This is a genomic window from Streptomyces sp. NPDC045967 (assembly GCF_056430495.1).
The window spans coordinates 36,810-54,376 of the sequence record NZ_JBWKLE010000027.1 but is presented as its reverse complement, the minus strand read 5'-3'; the positions used below and the strand labels follow the sequence as shown (position 1 = coordinate 54,376).

Annotated in this window: 21 protein-coding genes; 12 read left to right on the top strand and 9 right to left on the bottom strand. The window is 73.6% G+C overall.

Annotated elements, in window-relative coordinates; all coding sequences use genetic code 11:
• Nucleotides 1-1,266, bottom strand: a complete 1,266-nt coding sequence (locus AC07FY_RS31280; RefSeq protein WP_479013249.1) for an inorganic phosphate transporter — start codon at nt 1,264-1,266, stop codon at nt 1-3.
• A gap of 310 nt (nt 1,267-1,576) precedes the next feature.
• Here AC07FY_RS31280 and AC07FY_RS31275 point away from each other — a divergent pair, with 310 nt between their 5' ends.
• A complete protein-coding gene (locus AC07FY_RS31275; RefSeq protein WP_479013246.1) occupies nt 1,577-2,734 on the top strand; it encodes an alpha/beta hydrolase family protein in 1,158 nt (385 codons plus the stop codon).
• Nucleotides 2,735-2,915: 181 nt separating this feature from the next.
• On the top strand, nt 2,916-4,397 hold the full coding sequence (locus AC07FY_RS31270; protein ID WP_479013244.1) for a hypothetical protein: 1,482 nt from the start codon (nt 2,916-2,918) through the stop codon (nt 4,395-4,397).
• An 84-nt stretch (nt 4,398-4,481) separates the two neighbouring features.
• Here AC07FY_RS31270 and AC07FY_RS31265 read toward each other — a convergent pair whose 3' ends face one another.
• Together AC07FY_RS31265 and ypfJ are read right to left on the bottom strand one after the other, a co-directional pair.
• Complete coding sequence (locus AC07FY_RS31265; RefSeq protein ID WP_479013241.1) at nt 4,482-4,877, bottom strand: VOC family protein; 396 nt, start codon at nt 4,875-4,877, stop codon at nt 4,482-4,484.
• A gap of 60 nt (nt 4,878-4,937) precedes the next feature.
• Entirely contained in the window at nt 4,938-5,828 is an 891-nt protein-coding gene (ypfJ, locus tag AC07FY_RS31260) for a KPN_02809 family neutral zinc metallopeptidase (protein WP_479013238.1), read from the bottom strand.
• Nucleotides 5,829-6,122: 294 nt separating this feature from the next.
• Here ypfJ and AC07FY_RS31255 point away from each other — a divergent pair, with 294 nt between their 5' ends.
• The 8 genes from AC07FY_RS31255 to amaP all read left to right on the top strand — a co-directional run bounded on the left by AC07FY_RS31255 (nt 6,123) and on the right by amaP (nt 11,570).
• A complete protein-coding gene (locus AC07FY_RS31255) occupies nt 6,123-7,721 on the top strand; it encodes an ABC-F family ATP-binding cassette domain-containing protein (protein WP_479013235.1) in 1,599 nt (532 codons plus the stop codon).
• A gap of 335 nt (nt 7,722-8,056) precedes the next feature.
• Entirely contained in the window at nt 8,057-8,278 is a 222-nt protein-coding gene (locus tag AC07FY_RS31250) for a helix-turn-helix domain-containing protein (protein WP_030010789.1), read from the top strand.
• 156 nt (nt 8,279-8,434) lie between these two features.
• Nucleotides 8,435-9,214 carry an enoyl-CoA hydratase/isomerase family protein gene (locus tag AC07FY_RS31245; RefSeq protein WP_479013232.1) on the top strand — a complete coding sequence of 260 codons (780 nt, stop codon included), beginning with the start codon at nt 8,435-8,437 and terminating at the stop codon, nt 9,212-9,214.
• Nucleotides 9,215-9,371: 157 nt separating this feature from the next.
• Nucleotides 9,372-9,803, top strand: a complete 432-nt coding sequence (locus AC07FY_RS31240; RefSeq protein WP_479013230.1) for an Asp23/Gls24 family envelope stress response protein — start codon at nt 9,372-9,374, stop codon at nt 9,801-9,803.
• 17 nt (nt 9,804-9,820) lie between these two features.
• Nucleotides 9,821-10,006 carry a hypothetical protein gene (locus AC07FY_RS31235; protein WP_479013227.1) on the top strand — a complete coding sequence of 62 codons (186 nt, stop codon included), beginning with the start codon at nt 9,821-9,823 and terminating at the stop codon, nt 10,004-10,006.
• A gap of 7 nt (nt 10,007-10,013) precedes the next feature.
• Nucleotides 10,014-10,448: an Asp23/Gls24 family envelope stress response protein gene (locus tag AC07FY_RS31230; RefSeq protein ID WP_479013224.1), complete on the top strand. Its 435-nt coding sequence runs from the start codon at nt 10,014-10,016 to the stop codon at nt 10,446-10,448.
• Nucleotides 10,445-11,011, top strand: a complete 567-nt coding sequence (locus AC07FY_RS31225) for a DUF6286 domain-containing protein (RefSeq protein ID WP_479013221.1) — start codon at nt 10,445-10,447, stop codon at nt 11,009-11,011. Before AC07FY_RS31230 ends, AC07FY_RS31225 begins: the two co-directional genes overlap by 4 nt.
• A 4-nt stretch (nt 11,012-11,015) precedes the next feature.
• The gene (amaP, locus tag AC07FY_RS31220; protein ID WP_479013218.1) at nt 11,016-11,570 is read left to right on the top strand and encodes an alkaline shock response membrane anchor protein AmaP; all 555 of its coding nucleotides are present in this window, start codon (nt 11,016-11,018) and stop codon (nt 11,568-11,570) included.
• Nucleotides 11,571-11,588: 18 nt separating this feature from the next.
• Here amaP and AC07FY_RS31215 read toward each other — a convergent pair whose 3' ends face one another.
• The 6 genes from AC07FY_RS31215 to AC07FY_RS31190 all read right to left on the bottom strand — a co-directional run bounded on the left by AC07FY_RS31215 (nt 11,589) and on the right by AC07FY_RS31190 (nt 15,746).
• Complete coding sequence (locus AC07FY_RS31215) at nt 11,589-12,344, bottom strand: SDR family oxidoreductase (RefSeq protein WP_479013215.1); 756 nt, start codon at nt 12,342-12,344, stop codon at nt 11,589-11,591.
• 9 nt (nt 12,345-12,353) lie between these two features.
• Entirely contained in the window at nt 12,354-13,148 is a 795-nt protein-coding gene (locus AC07FY_RS31210) for an SURF1 family cytochrome oxidase biogenesis protein (protein ID WP_479013212.1), read from the bottom strand.
• Nucleotides 13,149-13,253: 105 nt separating this feature from the next.
• Nucleotides 13,254-13,487, bottom strand: coding sequence for a hypothetical protein (locus tag AC07FY_RS31205; protein WP_479013209.1), 234 nt, complete (start codon nt 13,485-13,487; stop codon nt 13,254-13,256).
• 86 nt (nt 13,488-13,573) lie between these two features.
• The gene (locus AC07FY_RS31200; protein ID WP_479013207.1) at nt 13,574-14,662 is read right to left on the bottom strand and encodes a DEDDh family exonuclease; all 1,089 of its coding nucleotides are present in this window, start codon (nt 14,660-14,662) and stop codon (nt 13,574-13,576) included.
• Between the two features lie 173 nt (nt 14,663-14,835).
• The gene (locus tag AC07FY_RS31195; RefSeq protein WP_479013204.1) at nt 14,836-15,036 is read right to left on the bottom strand and encodes a DUF2191 domain-containing protein; all 201 of its coding nucleotides are present in this window, start codon (nt 15,034-15,036) and stop codon (nt 14,836-14,838) included.
• A 56-nt stretch (nt 15,037-15,092) separates the two neighbouring features.
• A complete protein-coding gene (locus AC07FY_RS31190) occupies nt 15,093-15,746 on the bottom strand; it encodes a TetR/AcrR family transcriptional regulator (protein WP_479013201.1) in 654 nt (217 codons plus the stop codon).
• Between the two features lie 132 nt (nt 15,747-15,878).
• Here AC07FY_RS31190 and AC07FY_RS31185 point away from each other — a divergent pair, with 132 nt between their 5' ends.
• Complete coding sequence (locus AC07FY_RS31185; protein WP_479013198.1) at nt 15,879-16,676, top strand: acetoacetate decarboxylase family protein; 798 nt, start codon at nt 15,879-15,881, stop codon at nt 16,674-16,676.
• A 1-nt stretch (nt 16,677) separates the two neighbouring features.
• Nucleotides 16,678-17,562 (top strand): SDR family NAD(P)-dependent oxidoreductase, encoded by an 885-nt coding sequence (locus AC07FY_RS31180; RefSeq protein WP_479013196.1) that lies wholly within the window; start codon nt 16,678-16,680, stop codon nt 17,560-17,562.
• Nucleotides 17,563-17,567 lie beyond the last annotated feature (5 nt).

Genomic DNA, 17,567 nt, shown 5'->3' with positions numbered 1-17,567 from the left:
TCAGACCGCCGCGGCCGGAGCCGCGGGCGTCGCGGTGGTGGAGGCCGGGATGGTGGCCCTCAGGGCGTCGTCGGTGACCGCCGCGGTGGTCGCCGCGGCGGTCGGCGGGACGCTGACGGCGGCGATCGCCGTGGTGACGACCCCGGGCTCGCCGGCGTCGGCGGCGGGCACGTCGTTGACGTTGTGGTGGTCGACGACCTGGCGGCGCGAGACGAGCCAGATGGCGAGGCAGGAGCCGATCAGGAACACCGTGACGGCGGCGATGCCGATGTCACCGGTGCGCATGACGAGCTCGGCGCCCGCGGCGACGAGGGCGGCGGCCGGCAGGGTCAGACCCCACGCGATGAACATGCGGGTCGCGGTGGACCAGCGGACCACACCGCCCTTGCGGCCCAGGCCGGCGCCCATGACCGCGCCGGAGCACGAGTGGGTGGTGGAGAGCGAGAAGCCGAGGTTGGAGGAGGCCAGGATGACGGTCGCGGCCGAGGTCTGGGCGGCGAAGCCCTGCTGCGGCTGGAGGTCGGTCAGGCCCTTGCCCATGGTGCGGATGATGCGCCAGCCGCCCAGGTAGGTGCCGAGCGCGATGGCCACACCGGCGGAGAGGATGACCCAGACCGGCGGGTTCGCGTCGGGCGCGATGGCGCCGCCCGCGATGAGCGCCAGGGTGATGATGCCCATCGTCTTCTGCGCGTCGTTGGTGCCGTGCGCGAGGGAGACGAGTCCGGCGGAGGCGATCTGGCCGGCGCGGTAGCCCTTGGCCGAGGTCTTCTCGCCGACCTTGCCACCGAACTTGTACGTCACCTTCGTGGCCAGCATCGCCGCCAGACCCGCGACCAGCGGGGCCGCGATGGCCGGGATCAGCACCTTGGTGACGAGCGTGTCGCCGTTGACCGCGCCGAGGCCCGCCGAGGCGACCGCGGCACCGATCAGGCCGCCCATCAGGGCGTGCGAGGAGCTGGAGGGCAGGCCGACCAGCCAGGTGAGGAGATTCCACAGGATCGCGCCGACCAGTGCGGCGAAGATCACTTCTGGCTGGATGCCCTCCTCGTTGACCAGGCCCTTGGAGATCGTCTTGGCGACCTCCACGGACATGAAGGCGCCGACGAGGTTGAGCACGGCGGACATGGCCACCGCCGTCTTGGGCTTGAGGGCGCCAGTGGAGATGGTGGTGGCCATCGCATTGGCTGTGTCGTGGAAACCGTTCGTGAAGTCGAACACGAGAGCGGTGATGATCACGATCCCGAGGAGAAGCGTTATGTGCTCCATTTACCCAGGCTTCTGTTTGACGTCAGTGGCTCGGCGAACGTAGGCAACCAGGATGAACGGAAGGTGAACTGGCGCGGGCGTAACGGTGTCTCCATGCGGGGTGTGATCGGGCCGTTCGTCCCGGTTCACCCGTATGTATCGCAATAAATGCACGTCAAAGCGGGGTGAACGAGCCGTTCCGGGAGCCACCTCCGACCGCCGGCCGCTCTGCCGGAGAAGGCGAGTGAGAGGGAGATCACCTCCCGGCCGCCGGCGAGCGGAGCAAGCCTTTCCGGTGGCCCGCCGGAGCCCGCGCCTCGACACTGGAGCCGTGCGCACACCGACAGCGACGGCAGCGGCCGTCACGACGACCCTGCTGGGCGCCGGTCTGGCCGCGGTCGCGGCCGGCCGGTACGCCGCCGGAGCGGCCCTGCGGCCCGAGCCCGGGCACCCGCTGCCCGGCAGCCCGCGGCTGAGCGTCCACTCCACGGCCGCCGGGCGGATCGTGCTGAACCTCCCCCGGCGCCCGGCCGGCGGCGCCCCCGTTCCCGGCTTCCTGCCCGACGGCACCTACGGACTGGACGCGCCCGGCCTGCACGCCGTGGTCGGGCCCGTGCTCCCCGACGCCGCACACGGACCGGACACCGTCGTACGCCGGCTCCTCGCCGTCACCCACGGCGGCCTCCATCCCGGCACCCGCGTCACCGTGACCCCCCAGGTCCACCTCGGCAACCCCCGCACGGCGCTCGGGCTCGACCACGCCGACGTGGACGTGCCGGGGGAGCTCGGCGCCCTGCCCGCCTGGTTCGTCCCCGCGGGCCGCGACATCTGGGTCATCACCGTGCACGGGCTCGGCACCGGCCGGGAGCACCCGATGGTGGTCATGCCCTTCCTGCACGGGCAACGGCTGCCCGTCCTCGACCTCGCCTACCGCGGCGACCTCGGCGCCCCCGCCTCCCCGGACGGGCTCGGCCACCTCGGCGAGTCGGAGTGGCGCGATCTGGACGCCGCCATCCGCTACGCCCTGCGCTACGGCGCCCGCCGGGTGATCCTGCACGGATGGTCCACCGGCGCGGCCATGGCCCTGCGCGCCGCCGAACGCTCGGCACTGGCCGGCCGGATCTCCGGACTGGTGCTGGACTCGCCCGTACTCGACTGGCACGCCACCCTGCGCGCGCTCGCGGCGGCCCGCCGCGTTCCGACCCCGGTGCTGCCCCTCGCGGTGCGCGCCGCCGAGAGCCGCGCGGGCCTGCGCGCCGACCACCGGCCGCCCCTGGCCGACCCGGGCGCGCTCGCCGTCCCCGTATTGATCTTCCACGGACCGGACGACGCCCTCGCCTCCTGGGAGCACTCCCGGCGGCTCGCCGCCGCCCGCCCCGACCTCGTCACCCTGCACACCGTGCCGGGGGCGGGCCACGGCGCCATGTGGAACGCCGATCCCACCGACTACGAGGAAACCCTGCGCCGCTTCCTCACCCCCCTGATGTGAGTCGCCGCTGAGGCGAGCTCCCGCGCGGCACGGGCGCGGGGCCTCCCGTCCGGGTTCTCGGGCGGGGAAGGAGGGGCATCGGGGGTCCTGCGGGTGAGTTGCCCCGGTCTGCGCTCGGGCCCGCCTCGGAAACGGCTGGTTCCGTTTGGGCTTTCGGCCGGTGACGGGCGAGACTGCTTCCGTGACGTCCCGAAAGCCTGATGAGCAGTTGGCTCGCGACTCCAGACTCCGACTCGTCTCCCCGCGCTCGGTCGCCGCGGCCCGCAAGGCGGTGACGGACCGGCGCACCCGGCCCGCCCCGAGGCCCCCGGCGGGCACCCCCGCCACGGCCGACCTCGCGAACCGGGCCCGCGCCTCGCTGTCCGACGCCGTGCGCCTGACCCGCTGGGCCGAACAGCACCTCGGTGCCGGCGACGGGGGGAGGCCGGCCCCCACGGGCGCCCTGCGCGCGGAGGACGTCGAACGCGCCGCCGCCGAACTGAACCTGACGCACGGCCAGATCAGGGTCGGCTGGGACCGCGCCCGGCTCGCCGGCCTGGTCGAAGTGCACGGCGGCCACGCCCGGCCCGGCTGGCGCCTGCGCGCCTGGGAGCGCGACGACACCGCCGTACTGCGCGGCTGGGTCGCCCTCTTCGACGCCTGGTCCCTGGTGCACCCCGCCCCGGCCGACATCGCCCCCGCGGCCGTCGCCGAGGTCGTCGAGGCGATGCCCCAACTGCTGTCCCTGCTCCAGCTGTCCGCCGGGCCGGTGACCGTGCCCGACCTCCTGGACCTGCTCGGGCAGCGCGTCACCGAACTGCGCGACGAGCGGTGCGAGATCCCCTACGACACGGACCCCGCGGCGGCCCGGGCGGGCGAGCCGGAGGCCCCGGCCCGGGCGAGCGAGCCGGACACCCCGCCCCGGAACGCCCCGGCCGCCGGCCCCGCCGAGAACCGCCCCGTCCCGCTCGCCCGCCTGCTGCGCTGGGCGCTCGGCGGACTCGCCGCCGTGGACGCCGTCACCCTCGGCCCCGCACGGGCCGCGCTCACCCCGCTCGGCAGCTGGGCGGTCTGGGTCAAGCTGGAGCAGATCTGCGTGGCCGCCCAGAGCCCCGCCGGGAACATCGAGCAGTCCGCCGCCGCCATGCTGCACGGCTGCGCCCGGCTCACCCCGGGCCCGGCCCGCGCCGAGTACCGGGCCTGGCTCGCGGCCCGTCCCGTCCGGCACGCCGTCAGCGAGCTCCTGCACGCCGCCCGCGGAGAGGACGCCCTGCTGCGCGGCCTCGCCTTCGAGGCGCTGCGCGTGGTCGGCGCCCCCGCCGAACCCGAGGTGCGGGCAGCCGTACGGGAGCCCGCTCTGCGCCCCTACGCCCTGCTCTGGCTCGCCGAGCACGACGGGGTCGACCCCGAAGAGGCGCAGCACGTCCTCACCGCCGAGGAGTCCACGTGGCTCTGGGTGGACACCGCGGCCGCCATCGCCGACCACGGCGAGGCCGAGCTGCTCGCCCGCCACCTGGACTCGGCCGTCCGGACCACCGTCCCGAGGCTGCTGGACGAGGTCCGCGCGGTCGGCCATCCGCGCACCGTGCAGGTGCTGGTCGCGCTGGCGGCGGCCCACCCCGACCCGGCCCTGGCCAAGGCGGTCCGCCGGGCCGCCTTCCAGGTCCACACCGGCGGCGCGTAGGTCCTGTCGTCGACGTGGGGCCAGGCGGGACTTCGACGACAGGGCCTCGGTCGGCGAGCGGCGGGGGCGTACCCGCCGCGGGTCTCAGACCTGCGGCGCGTACGTCCCGAAGCTCCAGATGTTGCCCTCGCCGTCCCGCGCCATGTAGTCGCGGGAGCCGTAGTCCTGGTCGTTGGGCGCCATCAGGATCTCGGCGCCGTGCTCGACGGCGCGCCGGTGGTGGGCGTCGACGTCCTCCACCACGACGTACACCCCCGAGGGCCCCGCATCCCCCATGGCCTTGTCGAAGACCCCACCGGTCCCCTTGCTGCCCAGCATCACCACGCCGTTGCCGTAGGCCAGCTCCGCGTGCACCACCGCGCCGTCCTCACCCTCGTAGACCGCGACCTGGCTGAAGCCGAAGGCTTCGGTCAGCAGCTTGATGGCCGCCTTCGCGTCGCGGTAGACCAGCGTGGGACAGATGGACGGAACGCCTGCCATGACGATCACTCCCTCTCGTGACGGTGACCCACGTCACAGCATGGCAGGCCCCGCCGGCGGTCAGCGGAAGGTGTTGCACTGGGCCATGTCACCGGTGCGGTAGCCCTGGTAGAACCACTGCTGGCGCTGCTCGGCCGACCCGTGCGTCCAGGACTCCGGGGTCACCCGGCCCTGCACCTTCTCCTGGATCCGGTCGTCGCCGACCGCGGCCGCCGCGTCCAGCCCGTCCCGGATGTCCGCGTCGGTGAGCGAGGTGATCAGCGGCCGGCCGGTGGACTCGTCGGGGGTCTTGGTCGCGTTGTGCGCCCACACCCCGGCATAGCAGTCCGCCTGGAGCTCCACCTTCACCGAGTTGCTGGCGGCTCCCTGCCGCCCGTCCTGGGCCCGCTGGAGCGTCCCGGTCAGGTTCTGGATGTGGTGCCCGTACTCGTGGGCGATCACGTACGCCTGCGCGAAGGGGCCGCCGCTCGCGCCGAACTTCGTCCGCAGGTCGTCGTAGAACGCCAGGTCCAGGTAGACGCGCCGGTCGGCGGGGCAGTAGAAGGGGCCGACCGCCGAGGTCGCCGTGCCGCAGCCGGTGCTCACGCGGTCCTGGAAGAAGAAGGTGTTCGCCGGGGTGTAGGTGCCGCTGCGCCGGGTGAACTCCTGGCGCCAGAAGTCCTGCGTGCTGTTGACCACCGCGACCAGCCGGCAGTCCTCCCGCGTGTTCGCGTCCCGCCCGCTCCTGCAGGTCTGCTCCACCTGGCTGACGGAGGACGCGGCGGGCGCCGGCTCCGGTTCGCCGGTGGACAGCCCCAGCTGGTCGGGCCCGACCCCGAACAGCAGGCCCAGCACCAGCGCGACCAGTCCGACGAGCCCGCCGCCGATGGTGGCCCTCCCGCCCGGGACGCGGCTGCCGCGCGCGTCCGTGACCTCGGCCGTGTCCAGCTGGGCGTCGTCGTCGAACTGCATGCCGCACCGTCCTCCACACGTGGGACCCGCGGGGGCGCCGGGCGGGCGCCCCTGCGGTGAGTATCAACCCGTATACCCCGTCCCGCGTCCCGGTCCCGCGGTCCGGCCCATCGGTCCGGCCCACCGGCCGGACGGGGGCGCGGACGGGCGGACGCGGGGCCGCCGACCGGCCCGGAAACCAGTTGCAGAGCCCCGGTAGAATGTCTTCCATGGCAAATCTCCTCGCGGATTAGCGGCGTCGAAGCTTCGCGTCCTGCCCCCCTTCCGCCGTCCCGACCGCCCTGGAGCATTTCCGTGATCACCGCCACCGGTATCGAGCTGCGCGCCGGCGCCCGCATCCTCCTCGAGTCCGCTTCCTTCCGCATCGCCAAGGGCGACCGCATCGGCCTCGTCGGCCGCAACGGGGCGGGCAAGACCACCCTCACCAAGTGCCTCGCCGGCGAGGGGCAGCCCGCGGCCGGCAGCATCACCCGCTCGGGCGAGGTCGGCTACCTCCCGCAGGACCCGCGCACCGGCGACCTCGACGTCCTGGCCCGCGACCGGATCCTGTCCGCCCGCGGCCTCGACGTCCTGATCAAGAAGATGCGGATGAACGAGGAGCGCATCGCCACCGGCGCCGGCGCCACCCGCGAGAAGGCGCTCAAGCAGTACGAGCGCCAGGAGACCGAGTTCCTCACCAAGGGCGGGTACGCCGCCGAGTCCGAGGCCGCGACCATCTCGGCCGCCCTCAGCCTGCCGGAGCGGGTCCTCGGCCAGCCGCTGCACACGCTCTCCGGCGGTCAGCGCCGCCGCGTCGAGCTCGCCCGGATCCTCTTCTCGGACGCCGACACCCTCCTCCTCGACGAGCCCACCAACCACCTCGACGCCGACTCGATCGTCTGGCTGCGGGACTACCTGAAGAACTACCGCGGCGGCTTCGTGGTCATCTCCCACGACGTCGACCTGGTCGAGACCGTCGTGAACAAGGTGTTCTACCTGGACGCCAACCGGTCCCAGATCGATGTCTACAACATGGGCTGGAAGCTCTACCAGCAGCAGCGCGAGGCCGACGAGAAGCGGCGCAAGCGCGAGCGCCAGAACGCGGAGAAGAAGGCCGCCACCCTGAACTCGCAGGCCGACAAGATGCGCGCCAAGGCGACCAAGACCGTCGCCGCGCAGAACATGGCCAAGCGCGCCGAGCGGCTGCTGTCCGGCCTGGAGGCGGTCCGCGTCTCCGACAAGGTCGCCAAGCTGCGCTTCCCGGACCCGGCGCCCTGCGGCAAGACCCCGCTGACCGCCGAGGGCCTGTCGAAGTCCTACGGCTCGCTGGAGATCTTCACCGACGTCGACCTGGCGATCGACAAGGGTTCCCGCGTGGTCATCCTCGGCCTCAACGGCGCCGGCAAGACCACCCTGCTGCGCCTGCTGTCGGGCACGGAGAAGCCCGACACCGGCACCGTCACGCCGGGGCACGGGCTCAAGCTGGGCTACTACGCCCAGGAGCACGAGACGCTGGACCCCGACCGCACGGTCCTGGAGAACATGCGCTCCTCCGCGCCCGACCTGGACCTGGTCGCCGTACGCAAGACGCTCGGCTCCTTCCTCTTCTCCGGGGATGACGTGGACAAGCCCGCCGGAGTGCTCTCCGGCGGGGAGAAGACCCGGCTGGCCCTGGCCACGCTGGTGGTCTCCTCGGCGAACGTGCTGCTGCTCGACGAGCCCACCAACAACCTCGACCCGGCCAGCCGCGAGGAGATCCTGGGCGCCCTGCGCACCTACAAGGGCGCGGTCATCCTGGTCACGCACGACGAGGGCGCGGTCGAGGCGCTGGAGCCGGAGCGGATCATCCTGCTGCCGGACGGCGTCGAGGACCTGTGGGGCCCCGACTACCGCGACCTGGTCGCCCTCGCCTGATCCAATCCCTTATGGATCATTCGGCTCAGCCGTGATCCATCATCTGAGTGAGACGGTCTCGTACCGTCGCGCGTCGCACGACGGCCCCGGCCGCGCTCGGCCCAGCGCGCGGCCGGGGCCGTTTGCTCGTCCGCTCCACGCCTCTGACCTGGTGATTCCCGGGCCGGGGCGGGAAGTGTGACGCAGGTCATGCGGCGGAAGGGGAGATTCCGCTCTGCTCCGGTGTCCACCCCTCGGGAAATGCGGTCGTACCGACCTTGCTGAATGGGTGGCCAGGAAGCGCGGGAGGGGTGATCATGAGAAGTCCAGAGCGCACTTCCCACGAGGAGGCACGGGTGGCCGAGACTCTGAAGAAGGGCAGCCGGGTAACCGGCGCCGCGCGCGACAAGCTCGCGGCAGACCTGAAGAAGAAGTACGACTCCGGTGCGAGCATCCGGGCGCTGGCCGAAGAGACCGGCCGGTCCTACGGGTTCGTCCACCGGATGCTCAGTGAGTCCGGGGTCTCGCTGCGCGGTCGCGGTGGTGCGACGCGCGGCAAGAAGGCCGCTACGGCCTGATCCCGGGCCCAACGGTTCCGATGCTCCACAGTGTGACGCTCCACATGGTCCGACGTTTCCTCCGGTGACCCCCGGGCGGCCATCCGGCCGACCGGGTGGTTACTGTGCAGTCACTTAGGCCGGCTTAGCGGCCGACTGCACTCCGGAGGCATACGGATGACTCTGCTCGACAAGGACGGCGTGCGACTCACCGTCGACGACTCGCTCGCCACGGTGACACTGACCAATCCGGCCAAGCGAAATGCCCAATCCCCCGCGCTCTGGCGGGCTTTGGCGGAGGCCGGAAGGTTGTTGCCGGGCACCGTCCGGGTCGTCGTGCTGCGCGGTGAGGGCAAGTCCTTCTCCGCCGGGCTCGACCGGCAGGCGTTCACCCCCGAGGGTTTCGAGGGCGAGCCGTCCTTCCTCGACCTGGCACGCGGTTCGGACGAACTGCTCGACTCCACGATCGCCGCGTACCAGGAGGCGTTCACCTGGTGGCGGCGCAACGACGTCATCTCCGTCGCCGCCGTGCAGGGGCACGCCATCGGCGCCGGCTTCCAGCTCGCGCTCGCGTGCGACCTGCGCGTCGTCGCCGACGACGTGCAGTTCGCCATGCGCGAGACCAGCCTGGGCCTGGTGCCCGACCTGGCCGGCACCCAGCCGCTCACCTCGCTCGTCGGCTACGCCCGTGCGCTGGAGATCTGCGCCACGGGCCGCTTCGTGCACGCCGAGGAGGCGGAGCGGGTCGGCCTGGCCAACCTCGTGGTCCCCGCCGACGAGCTCGACGCCGCCGTCCAGGACCTCGCCACCGCCCTGCTCGCCCCGCCGCGCGACGCCGTCGTCGAGACGAAGGCGCTGCTGCGCGGCGCGCAGTCCCGGCCGTACGACGACCAGCGGGCCGCCGAGCGCGCCGCCCAGGCCCGCCGCCTGCGCGACCTGGCCGGGCTCTCGGACTGAAACCCGCCGCCGCCCGCCGCACCGGGACCGGCCCCGGGGGCGGCGGGCGGCGAGGAATCTCCGCGCATCGAACCACTCGGCCGCGGCCCTACAGCGGGTTCGGCGCTTCGCGCTTACCGTGGTGCGGAGTGAGTCCGAACGCGCGAAGGGACATGCGATGACCGAATCCGCATCGGGCAGCCTGGCCAAGGCGCCTGCAGACCGGGGACGCACCACGATCGCCGACGGGGTGGTCGAGAAGATCGCCGGTCTGGCGGCGCGCGAGGTGGTCGGTGTCCACGCGATGGGCAGCGGCAGCGGCCTGTCCCGTACCTTCGGCGCGGTCCGCGACCGCGTCCCCGGAGGCCCGAAGGCCTCCGTCAGCCGCGGGGTCAAGGCGGAGGTGGGAGAGGTCCAGACCGCCCTCGACCTGGAGATCGTCGTCGAATACGGCGTGTCGATCCGGGAGGTCGCCGGCGCGGTCCGTGAGAACGTCATCTCGGCGGTCGAGCGGATGACCGGCCTGGAGGTCGTCGAGGTCAACATCGCGGTCAGCGACGTCAAACTGCCCGACGAGCCCGACGACGAGCCGGAGTCCAGGCTTCAGTAGCCGAGAGGAACCACGCGATGAGCATGGCGATCGCCGGCCTTTTCGCCGGCATGGCCCTGGCGTTCGCCGGGTACTTCGGCGGCTTCGGGGCCTTCCTGCTGGTGGCCGCGCTGGGAGCCGTCGGCTTCATCGCCGGCCGGTTCCTCGACGGGGACCTGGACCCCGGGGACGTGTTCCGGCGCCGAGACGACCGGCGCGGGTGAGGCGCCGATGAGCAGCACCCCACCCGAGGCGACCCCGCCCGCCGCAGACCTGCCCACGGCCGGTGCGCCCCCCGACGGTCCGTCCCGGGCGACCGTGACCCGGGTTGCCCCCGCCGACCGGGGCGCCACCCGGATCGCCGACCGGGTCGTCGCCAAGATCGCGGCCCAGGCCGCCCGGGAGGCGCTCGACCAGCCGCCGGCCGGGGCGGCGGCCCCGCACGCCACCGTCACCGTGCACCACGACATCGCCCGGGTCCGGGTGAGTCTGGAACTGGGCTACCCCTCGGACCTCGGCGCGCAGTGCGCCGCAGTGCGCCGCCGGGTGGCCCTGCGGATCGAGGAGTGCGCCGCCATGTCCGTACCCGAGGTCGACATCGACATCGAGCACCTGCACCCCGCGCACGCCCGGCCCGCCGCCGGACGGGACCGGCGGCTGCGATGACGGACACCGCCCCGCGCGCACCCCGCGCCCACCGGCTCCGATCCTCCCGCCGCGTGCCGGCCGCGCTCACCGCGCTCGTCGTCCTCGGCGTGGCGGGACTGTTCCTCTACGACCTGGCCGCCGTACGGGCCGGCCGGCCCGCCATGGGCTGGCGCCGCGAGCTCGCCCGGCAACTGGACCGGCAGACCCCGGCCGACCTCGCCGTACAGGTGGGCGGCGGGGTGCTCGTGGCCGCCGGTGCGCTGCTCCTGCTGCTGGCGCTCACCCCCGGCCTGCGCGGGATGCTGACCATGCGGATTCCGGACGCGGCCGCGGACACCGGTCTGCGCGCCGGGCTCGGGCGCAAGGACGCGGCGCAGGTGCTGCGGGACCGGGCCATGGAGGTGCCCGGGGTGCGGTCGGCCCGGGTGAAGGTGGGCCGCTCCCGGGTCCGGGTCCGGGCCGCCTCCCACTTCCGGGAACTGGACGACGTACGGGCCGACCTGGACACCGTGGTCACCGCCGGCGTCGGGGAGCTCGGCCTCGCGCACCCGCCGCATCCGCACGTCCGGGTCGGGAGGTGACCGGATGCTCGGGGTGGTGAACCGCGTCCTGCTGGCCGTGACCGGCCTGGTCCTGCTGGCGGCCGGGACGGCGGTGCTCGCGGCGACCTGGCCGCTGCGCGGCCGCCACGTGCCGCTGCTCACGGAGGCCCGGCGCAGGTACTGGCACGCCGAGGGCTGGTGGTGGTGGGCGGTGATCGCCTGCCTCGCCCTGGGCGTGCTGCTGTCGCTGTGGTGGCTGCTGGCCCAGCTGAGGCGGGCCCGCCTGCGGGCCCTGGAGGTCGACACCGGCGACGGGGCGTTCGCCGTGCTGCGGGGACGCGCCCTGGAGGAGGCGGTGGCGGGGGAGGCCGGCGCCCTGGACGGGGTGGCCCGCTGCCGGGTCGCGCTGCGCGGCAGGCGCGCCGCGCCGTCCCTGCGCATCGCGCTGGAACTGGAGCCCCATGCCGTTCCGGCCGATGTGCTGGCCGCCCTCGCCGACCCGGTCCTGGCCCGTGCACGGGCCTCGGCGGGCCTCGCCGTACTGCCGGCGGAGGCCCGCCTGAAGGTGACGTCCCACAAGGCCCGGCGCGTCACGTGAGCACGGGCGGGGGACCGGTCAGAAGCCGTGCCGGGAGCCGCCGTCGACCGGGAGCATGACGCCCGTCAGGTACGAGGCCGCCGGCGAGAGCAGGAACGCCGCCGTGCGGCCGAACTCCTCCGGGGCGCCGTAGCGCCGCAGCGGGATCCTGGACTCGTTCGCGGCGCGGGCCGCCGCCGCGTCGCCCGACAGCGCGTCCAGCTCCCGCACCCGGTCGGTGTCGATCCGCGCCGGGAGCAGGCCGACGACCCGGATCCCGCGCGGGCCGAGCTCCACCGACAGGGACTTCGCGAAGCCGGCCAGGCCGGGGCGCAGGCCGTTGGAGATGGTCAGGCCGGGGATCGGCTCGTGGACCGAGCCGGACAGGACGAAGCCGATGACGCCGCCCTCGCCCAGTTCGGCGGCGGCCGCCCGGGCCAGGCGTACCGCGCCCAGGAAGACCGACTCGAAGGCGGCCGTCCACTGCTCGTCGGTGTTGTCCAGTGCGGAGCCCGGGGCGGGGCCGCCGACGCTGATGAGGATGCCGTCGAGGCGCCCGAAGCGCTCGCGGGCGGCCGCGACGAGCCGCCCGGCCGCCGCCGGGTCGGCGTTGTCGGCCGCCACCGCGACCACGTCCGGGCCGAGTTCGCCGGCCGCGGCGGCCGTCCGCTGCTCGTCGCGGCCCGTCACGACGAGCCGGGCCCCGTCGGCGGCCAGTTCCCGGGCGGCTGCGAAGCCGAGGCCGCGCGTGGCCCCGGTGACGATGTAGACACGGTCCTTCAGTCCAAGATCCATGCCGACACGCTACGCCGTCGCGGGTTCGCTTTCGGCGGGGGATCCGGATCGGGCCGCCTGTTCCTCGCGGTCGCGCTTCTCGCGCCGGACGAGGACCACCCAGCCCACCGGGACCGCGGACGCGAACAGCCACCACTGGACGGCGTACGCCATGTGCGCGCCGATCGAGTCGTGGTCGGGCTCGCCCACGGGCTCGGGGCTGCCGCCGGCCGGGGCCGGGGAGGTGAGCTCCAGGTAGCCGCCGAGGACGGGCTTGCCGAGGTACTGCTCCTGCCGGGTGCTGCTGATCAGCATCACCTGGCGGTCCGGCAGGCCCTTGCGGTCCTTGATGCCGCTGCCGCCGCTGGTCTCGTCGGCCTTCAGGCGGCCGGTGACCGTGACCTCGCCCGCGGGGGCGGCCGGCACCGGCGGGTAGGCGCGGGGGTCGTCGCCGCCCGGCACCCAGCCCCGGTTGACGAGCACCACCCGGCCGTCGCCGAGGACGAGGGGGGTCAGGACGTGGAAGCCGACCTTGTCGTCTTTGTCGGTCCGCATCCGGACGACCACCTCGTGGGAGGCGTCGTACGTGCCGGTCGCGGTGACCGCCCGCCAGAAGTCCGCGCGCGGGACCCGGTGGCCGGGGGCGGACACCCGGGTCATGGGGACCGGCTCCGCCCGCAGGTTCGCCTCGATGAGCGCGTTCTGCGCGACCCGGTGCTCGTGCCGGTGGAACTGCCAGAACCCCAGCTTGATCATCACGGGGATGAGGGCGAGGGCGATGAGGGTGAGGCACACCCACTGCCGGGTCAGTACAAAGCGGTACACGCCCACGACGGTACCCCCAGCGGGGTCGGCCCCGGACGGCCGGGTGGCGGTCCGGGGCGGGACGGGCGGGGAAGGGATCGGGGCCGCGGGGTGCGGGGCGCGGTGTCAGACGTGGTCCTTGATGCCCGCCTTCCCCTCCGCGCGGGCGCAGTGCGCTCCGCAGAACCACTGCCCCTCGACGTCGACGCCCTGGCCGATGATCTGGACCCGGCAGTGCTCGCAGATGGGCGCCATGCGGTGAATGGCGCAGGAGAAGCAGTCGAAGACGTGCACGGCGCCCTGCGCGTGCACTTCGAACGACATGCCGTAATCGTTTCCGCAGACCTCACAACGTGCCATGCGCCGCATGCTCCGCACGGCGGCGGATCGGAACAAGATCCACCGGGGTGAGTCGCCGCGCCTGCACCCGCCCGGCGCAATCGGCCTCAGTCCGCGGCGCGCTCCGGGCGTCCGCCCGCGCCGTTTCCGACGGCGCCGTTCCCGCCCGCGCCGTGCCCGGCGCCGTCCGTCCCGGCGTCAGCGCCGTCGTCCGCGCCGTCCGCCGCGCCCTGCGCCAGTGCCACGTCCCGCAGCAGCTGGGTGAAGGCGGCCTCGTCGACGACCGGCGTGCCGTAGGACTTCGCCTTGACCGTCTTGGAGGTCGCCGAGTCCGGGTCGTTCGTCACGAGCAGGCTGGTGAGCCGCGACACACTCGTCGCGATGTGCAGGCCCGCCTCGACCGCGCGGTCCTCGAGCAGCTCCCGGTCCACGGAGGTGTCGCCGGAGAACGCGATCCGCATGCCCTGCCTCAGCGGCCTGCCGTCCTCGTAGCGCCCCGGGTTGGGGTGCGGGCACGGCGGCCGCTTGCGCGAGGGCCGCCAGCCGCCGCCCCGGTAGGAGGCCTGGTGGCCGACGCGCGGGGTGGCGGGGGAGTCGGACCACTCCGTCAGCGGCCGGCATTCCAGGAGCGGCAGCCGTACGCCGTCCCGCGCGGCCGCGTGCAGGGAGGGGCGGAACGCCTCCGCCAGCACCCGGGCGTCGTCGAGCGCGTGGTGCGCGCGCTGCTGGACCACGCCGAAGTGCGCGGCGAGCGACTCCAGCTTGTGGTTGGGCAGCGGGAGGTTCAGCTCCTTCGACAGGGCGATGGTGCACAGGCGTTGACGGACCGGCGCGGCCCCGGCGGCCCGGGCGTACTCCCGAGCGATCATCTGCCAGTCGAAGATGGCGTTGTGCGCGACCAGGACCCGGTCCGCGAGCCGGTCCGCGAACTCCACGGCGATGTCCTCGAAGAGCGGTGCGTCGCCCAGCATGTCGCTGGTGATCCCGTGGATCCACACCGGCCCCGGATCGCGCTGCGGGTTGACGAGCGTGTACCAGTGGTCCTCCACGTTGCCCCGCGCGTCGAGCCGGTAGACGGCGGCGGAGACTATCCGGTCGTCGCGAGCGAGCCCGGTGGTCTCCACGTCGACGACCGCGTACCCCTGGGGGTACGCGGCCGGCCACGTCGTCTCTGCGGTCGTACGGTCGTCGAGCATGGTCACAGAGGATATCGGCCCCGACTGACACCCGTGCCCGCGATGCCCCGATCCCGGGGCCGCCGGCCCACGGCGCGGGCGGCGCCGAGGGCTGTCCCGTACGCACCCTTCGCCTTCTGCGCCGACGAGTCCTCGGATGCGTCGCGAGGCAGTCCGAGCAGCGGCAGGGCTGTTCAGCCTTGCGGCTCCTGCGACTTGACGTCGAGCTCGCGCAGGTTTTGGTCCGTGAGCTCGGTGCGGGCCTCCGTGCGGTGGCCACGGGCGATGTAGTCCCGCACAATTGCCTCGATCGCGTCCTGGGGCGAGCCCACCCCGGCCAGGACCATCACCTCCACCACGAGTTCGGCGTCGAGACTGATACTGACCTTGGCCATCGTGCCCCCTCATCGCGTCGCACGCGCACTCTAGCCGCTCACACGTGGGACGGCCCTCAGCGCGCGGGAGGTTCGAGGAGGGCGCGGACCAGGGCGCGTACGGAGAGCACGAACAGCCGTTCAGGATCGGCCGGGCGGGCCAGCGCGCGGGCCAGCGCCGGATCGTGCGGAGCGGCCGCCGGGTCCCAGAGGTCGCTCTCGGCGGGGGACTGGGCCGGCGCGCGTTCGCGGTTGCGCTCGACGAGGAGGAAGCCGACGATCTGGAACTGGATCGCGCGCACCGCGTCGGCCGCACGGGTGCCGCGCAGCCCCGCGGCGTGCACCTCGTGCACGAGGGCCTGCTGCGCGGGCAGGAACATCCGCTCGGTGAGGCCGCGTTCGTGGACCATCGCGATCAGGTGCGGGCGCTCGCGCAGTTCGCGGCGCAGGGTCCGGGCCACCGACAGGATCCGGTCGGCCGGGGTGCGGCCGGCGGGCGGGGTCCCCCCGGAGGGGGTCCGGGGGAGGATCGCGCCCATCTCCTCGACGGTCCGGCGCACGAGGGCGTCGAGCAGCGATTCGCGGTTGCCGACGTGCCAGTAGATGGAGGTCACCGCGGTGCCGAGCTCGGCGGCGAGCTTGCGCATGGTGAGGGCGGCCGGGCCGTGCTGTTTGACCAGGGACGCGGCGGCGTCTAGCACCTCTTCGCGGGTCAGCGTGCTTCTGGCCATGGAGTCAGCCCCACCTGCCTGTCGATCTGGCGGTCCGTCAGTTTTCTGCCCGCACGGGTCTTCACCCTTCATCGCCGGCGGTGTAACTGTGTTACAGAACCGACTCCGCCTAGACGAGAGATGGTGCGGGACATGGCACGCGTACGGTACGGAGCGCGGACCGAAGCCGAGATCGCGGCATCGCGCGAGAAGAGCTCCCGGCTCCCCGACATCTGGTCCACCGGCGTGGTGGCGGTCTGGGAGAGCGACCCGGACGCGGTGGCGGCGGTCCTGCCCCCGCCGCTGAAGCCGGCCGACCGGCCGCTCGTCCGGGCCAGCATCAGCAAGGTCGACCTCCCCGGCTACCCCCTCGGCGCCGGCTCGGTGGCCGTCGCCGCCCGGCACGGCGAGGTCGAGGGCTGGTACCCGCTGGTCATGCCGATGACCCACGAACGCGCCCTGACCGGCGGCCGCGAGGTCTTCGGTGAGCCGAAGAAGCTGGGCGAGGTCACCGTCGAGCGCGAGGGTCTCGTCGTACGGGCCCGTCTGGCCCGGCACGGCATCGCCTTCGTCGAGGTGCGCGGGGCCGTCGACCGTGAGCTGCCGCTGCCCGCGCCGACCCGGAAGACCGACTTCTACTTCAAGTTCCTGCCCGCCGTGGACGGTTCCGGATTCGACGCCGACCCGGTCCTGGTGCACTGCACGCGCAACGAGAAGGTGCGCAGGCTGGAGCACATCACGGGTGACGTGGTGCTCCGAGAGTCCATGTTCGACCCCGTCGCCGACCTCGCCGTCCGCCGGATCGTGGAGATCACCCTCGGCGAGAAGACCACCGACCAGCAGGGCAGGGTCGTCGAGCGGGTCAGCGCTCGGGCCCTGCTCCCCTACATCCACCAGCGCTACGACGACCCGATGCAGATCCTGGACGGGCCGCCCGAGGGGAGCGTGTGACATGCGACTCGAACCGGGACAGGTGGCCGTCGTCACCGGCGCCGCGAGCGGGATCGGCCTCGCCATGGCCCGCCGCTTCGCCGCCGAGGGGATGAGGGTCGTCCTCGCCGACGTGGAGGAGGGCGCCCTGCGCAAGGCGGCGGACGCCCTCACCGCCGACGGGGCCGAGGTGCTCGCCCGGCCCGTCGACGTCGGCGACCGCGACCGCGTGCTCGCCCTCGCCGACGCGGCGTACGAGGCGTTCGGCGCGGTCCACGTGCTCTGCAACAACGCGGGCGTCGGCTCGGGCGCCGAGGGCCGGATGTGGGAGCACGAGCCCAACGACTGGAAGTGGGCCTTCTCCGTCAACGTGTGGGGCGTCTTCCACGGTATCCAGGCATTCGTCCCGCGCATGATCGCCGCCGGCGGGCCCGGACACGTCGTCAACACCTCCTCCGGTGACGGCGGCATCGCCCCGCTGCCCACCGCCTCCGTCTACGCCGTCACCAAGGCGGCCGTGGTCACCATGACCGAGTCCCTCTACGCGCACCTCAAGGCGGAGGGCGCGCCGGTCGGCGCCTCCGTCCTCTTCCCCGGCCCGCACATGCTGCGCACCGGCCTGTGGGAGTCCCACCGCAACCGGCCCGAGCGGTATGCGAAGCAGCGCCCGCGCAAGACCCCGTACCGCAGCCTGGAGCAGTACGAGGCCGCGATGAGGCGGGCCGGCCGCCAGGTGGACTTCACCCCGGTCGAGGAGGTCGCCGAGCACGTCGTCGACGGCATCCGCGCCGACCGCTTCTGGATGCTCCCGGCCGGCGAGCACAGCGACCGGCAGATCCGCGCCCGGTCGCAGTCCATGCTCGACCGCGCCAATCCCGCCTACCTGGAAAGCTTCATCCTCGACTGAGGGGC

Coding starts and splice junctions, on each gene's coding strand:
- AC07FY_RS31280 (WP_479013249.1), bottom strand. CDS start 1,266: ATGGAGCACATAACGCTTCTCCTCGGGATCGTGATCATCACCGCTCTC.
- AC07FY_RS31265 (WP_479013241.1), bottom strand. CDS start 4,877: ATGGCAGGCGTTCCGTCCATCTGTCCCACGCTGGTCTACCGCGACGCG.
- ypfJ (WP_479013238.1), bottom strand. CDS start 5,828: ATGCAGTTCGACGACGACGCCCAGCTGGACACGGCCGAGGTCACGGAC.
- AC07FY_RS31245 (WP_479013232.1), top strand. CDS start 8,435: ATGACTCTGCTCGACAAGGACGGCGTGCGACTCACCGTCGACGACTCG.
- AC07FY_RS31240 (WP_479013230.1), top strand. CDS start 9,372: ATGACCGAATCCGCATCGGGCAGCCTGGCCAAGGCGCCTGCAGACCGG.
- AC07FY_RS31235 (WP_479013227.1), top strand. CDS start 9,821: ATGAGCATGGCGATCGCCGGCCTTTTCGCCGGCATGGCCCTGGCGTTC.
- AC07FY_RS31230 (WP_479013224.1), top strand. CDS start 10,014: ATGAGCAGCACCCCACCCGAGGCGACCCCGCCCGCCGCAGACCTGCCC.
- AC07FY_RS31225 (WP_479013221.1), top strand. CDS start 10,445: ATGACGGACACCGCCCCGCGCGCACCCCGCGCCCACCGGCTCCGATCC.
- amaP (WP_479013218.1), top strand. CDS start 11,016: ATGCTCGGGGTGGTGAACCGCGTCCTGCTGGCCGTGACCGGCCTGGTC.
- AC07FY_RS31215 (WP_479013215.1), bottom strand. CDS start 12,344: ATGGATCTTGGACTGAAGGACCGTGTCTACATCGTCACCGGGGCCACG.
- AC07FY_RS31205 (WP_479013209.1), bottom strand. CDS start 13,487: ATGGCACGTTGTGAGGTCTGCGGAAACGATTACGGCATGTCGTTCGAA.
- AC07FY_RS31200 (WP_479013207.1), bottom strand. CDS start 14,662: ATGCTCGACGACCGTACGACCGCAGAGACGACGTGGCCGGCCGCGTAC.
- AC07FY_RS31195 (WP_479013204.1), bottom strand. CDS start 15,036: ATGGCCAAGGTCAGTATCAGTCTCGACGCCGAACTCGTGGTGGAGGTG.
- AC07FY_RS31190 (WP_479013201.1), bottom strand. CDS start 15,746: ATGGCCAGAAGCACGCTGACCCGCGAAGAGGTGCTAGACGCCGCCGCG.
- AC07FY_RS31185 (WP_479013198.1), top strand. CDS start 15,879: ATGGCACGCGTACGGTACGGAGCGCGGACCGAAGCCGAGATCGCGGCA.
- AC07FY_RS31180 (WP_479013196.1), top strand. CDS start 16,678: ATGCGACTCGAACCGGGACAGGTGGCCGTCGTCACCGGCGCCGCGAGC.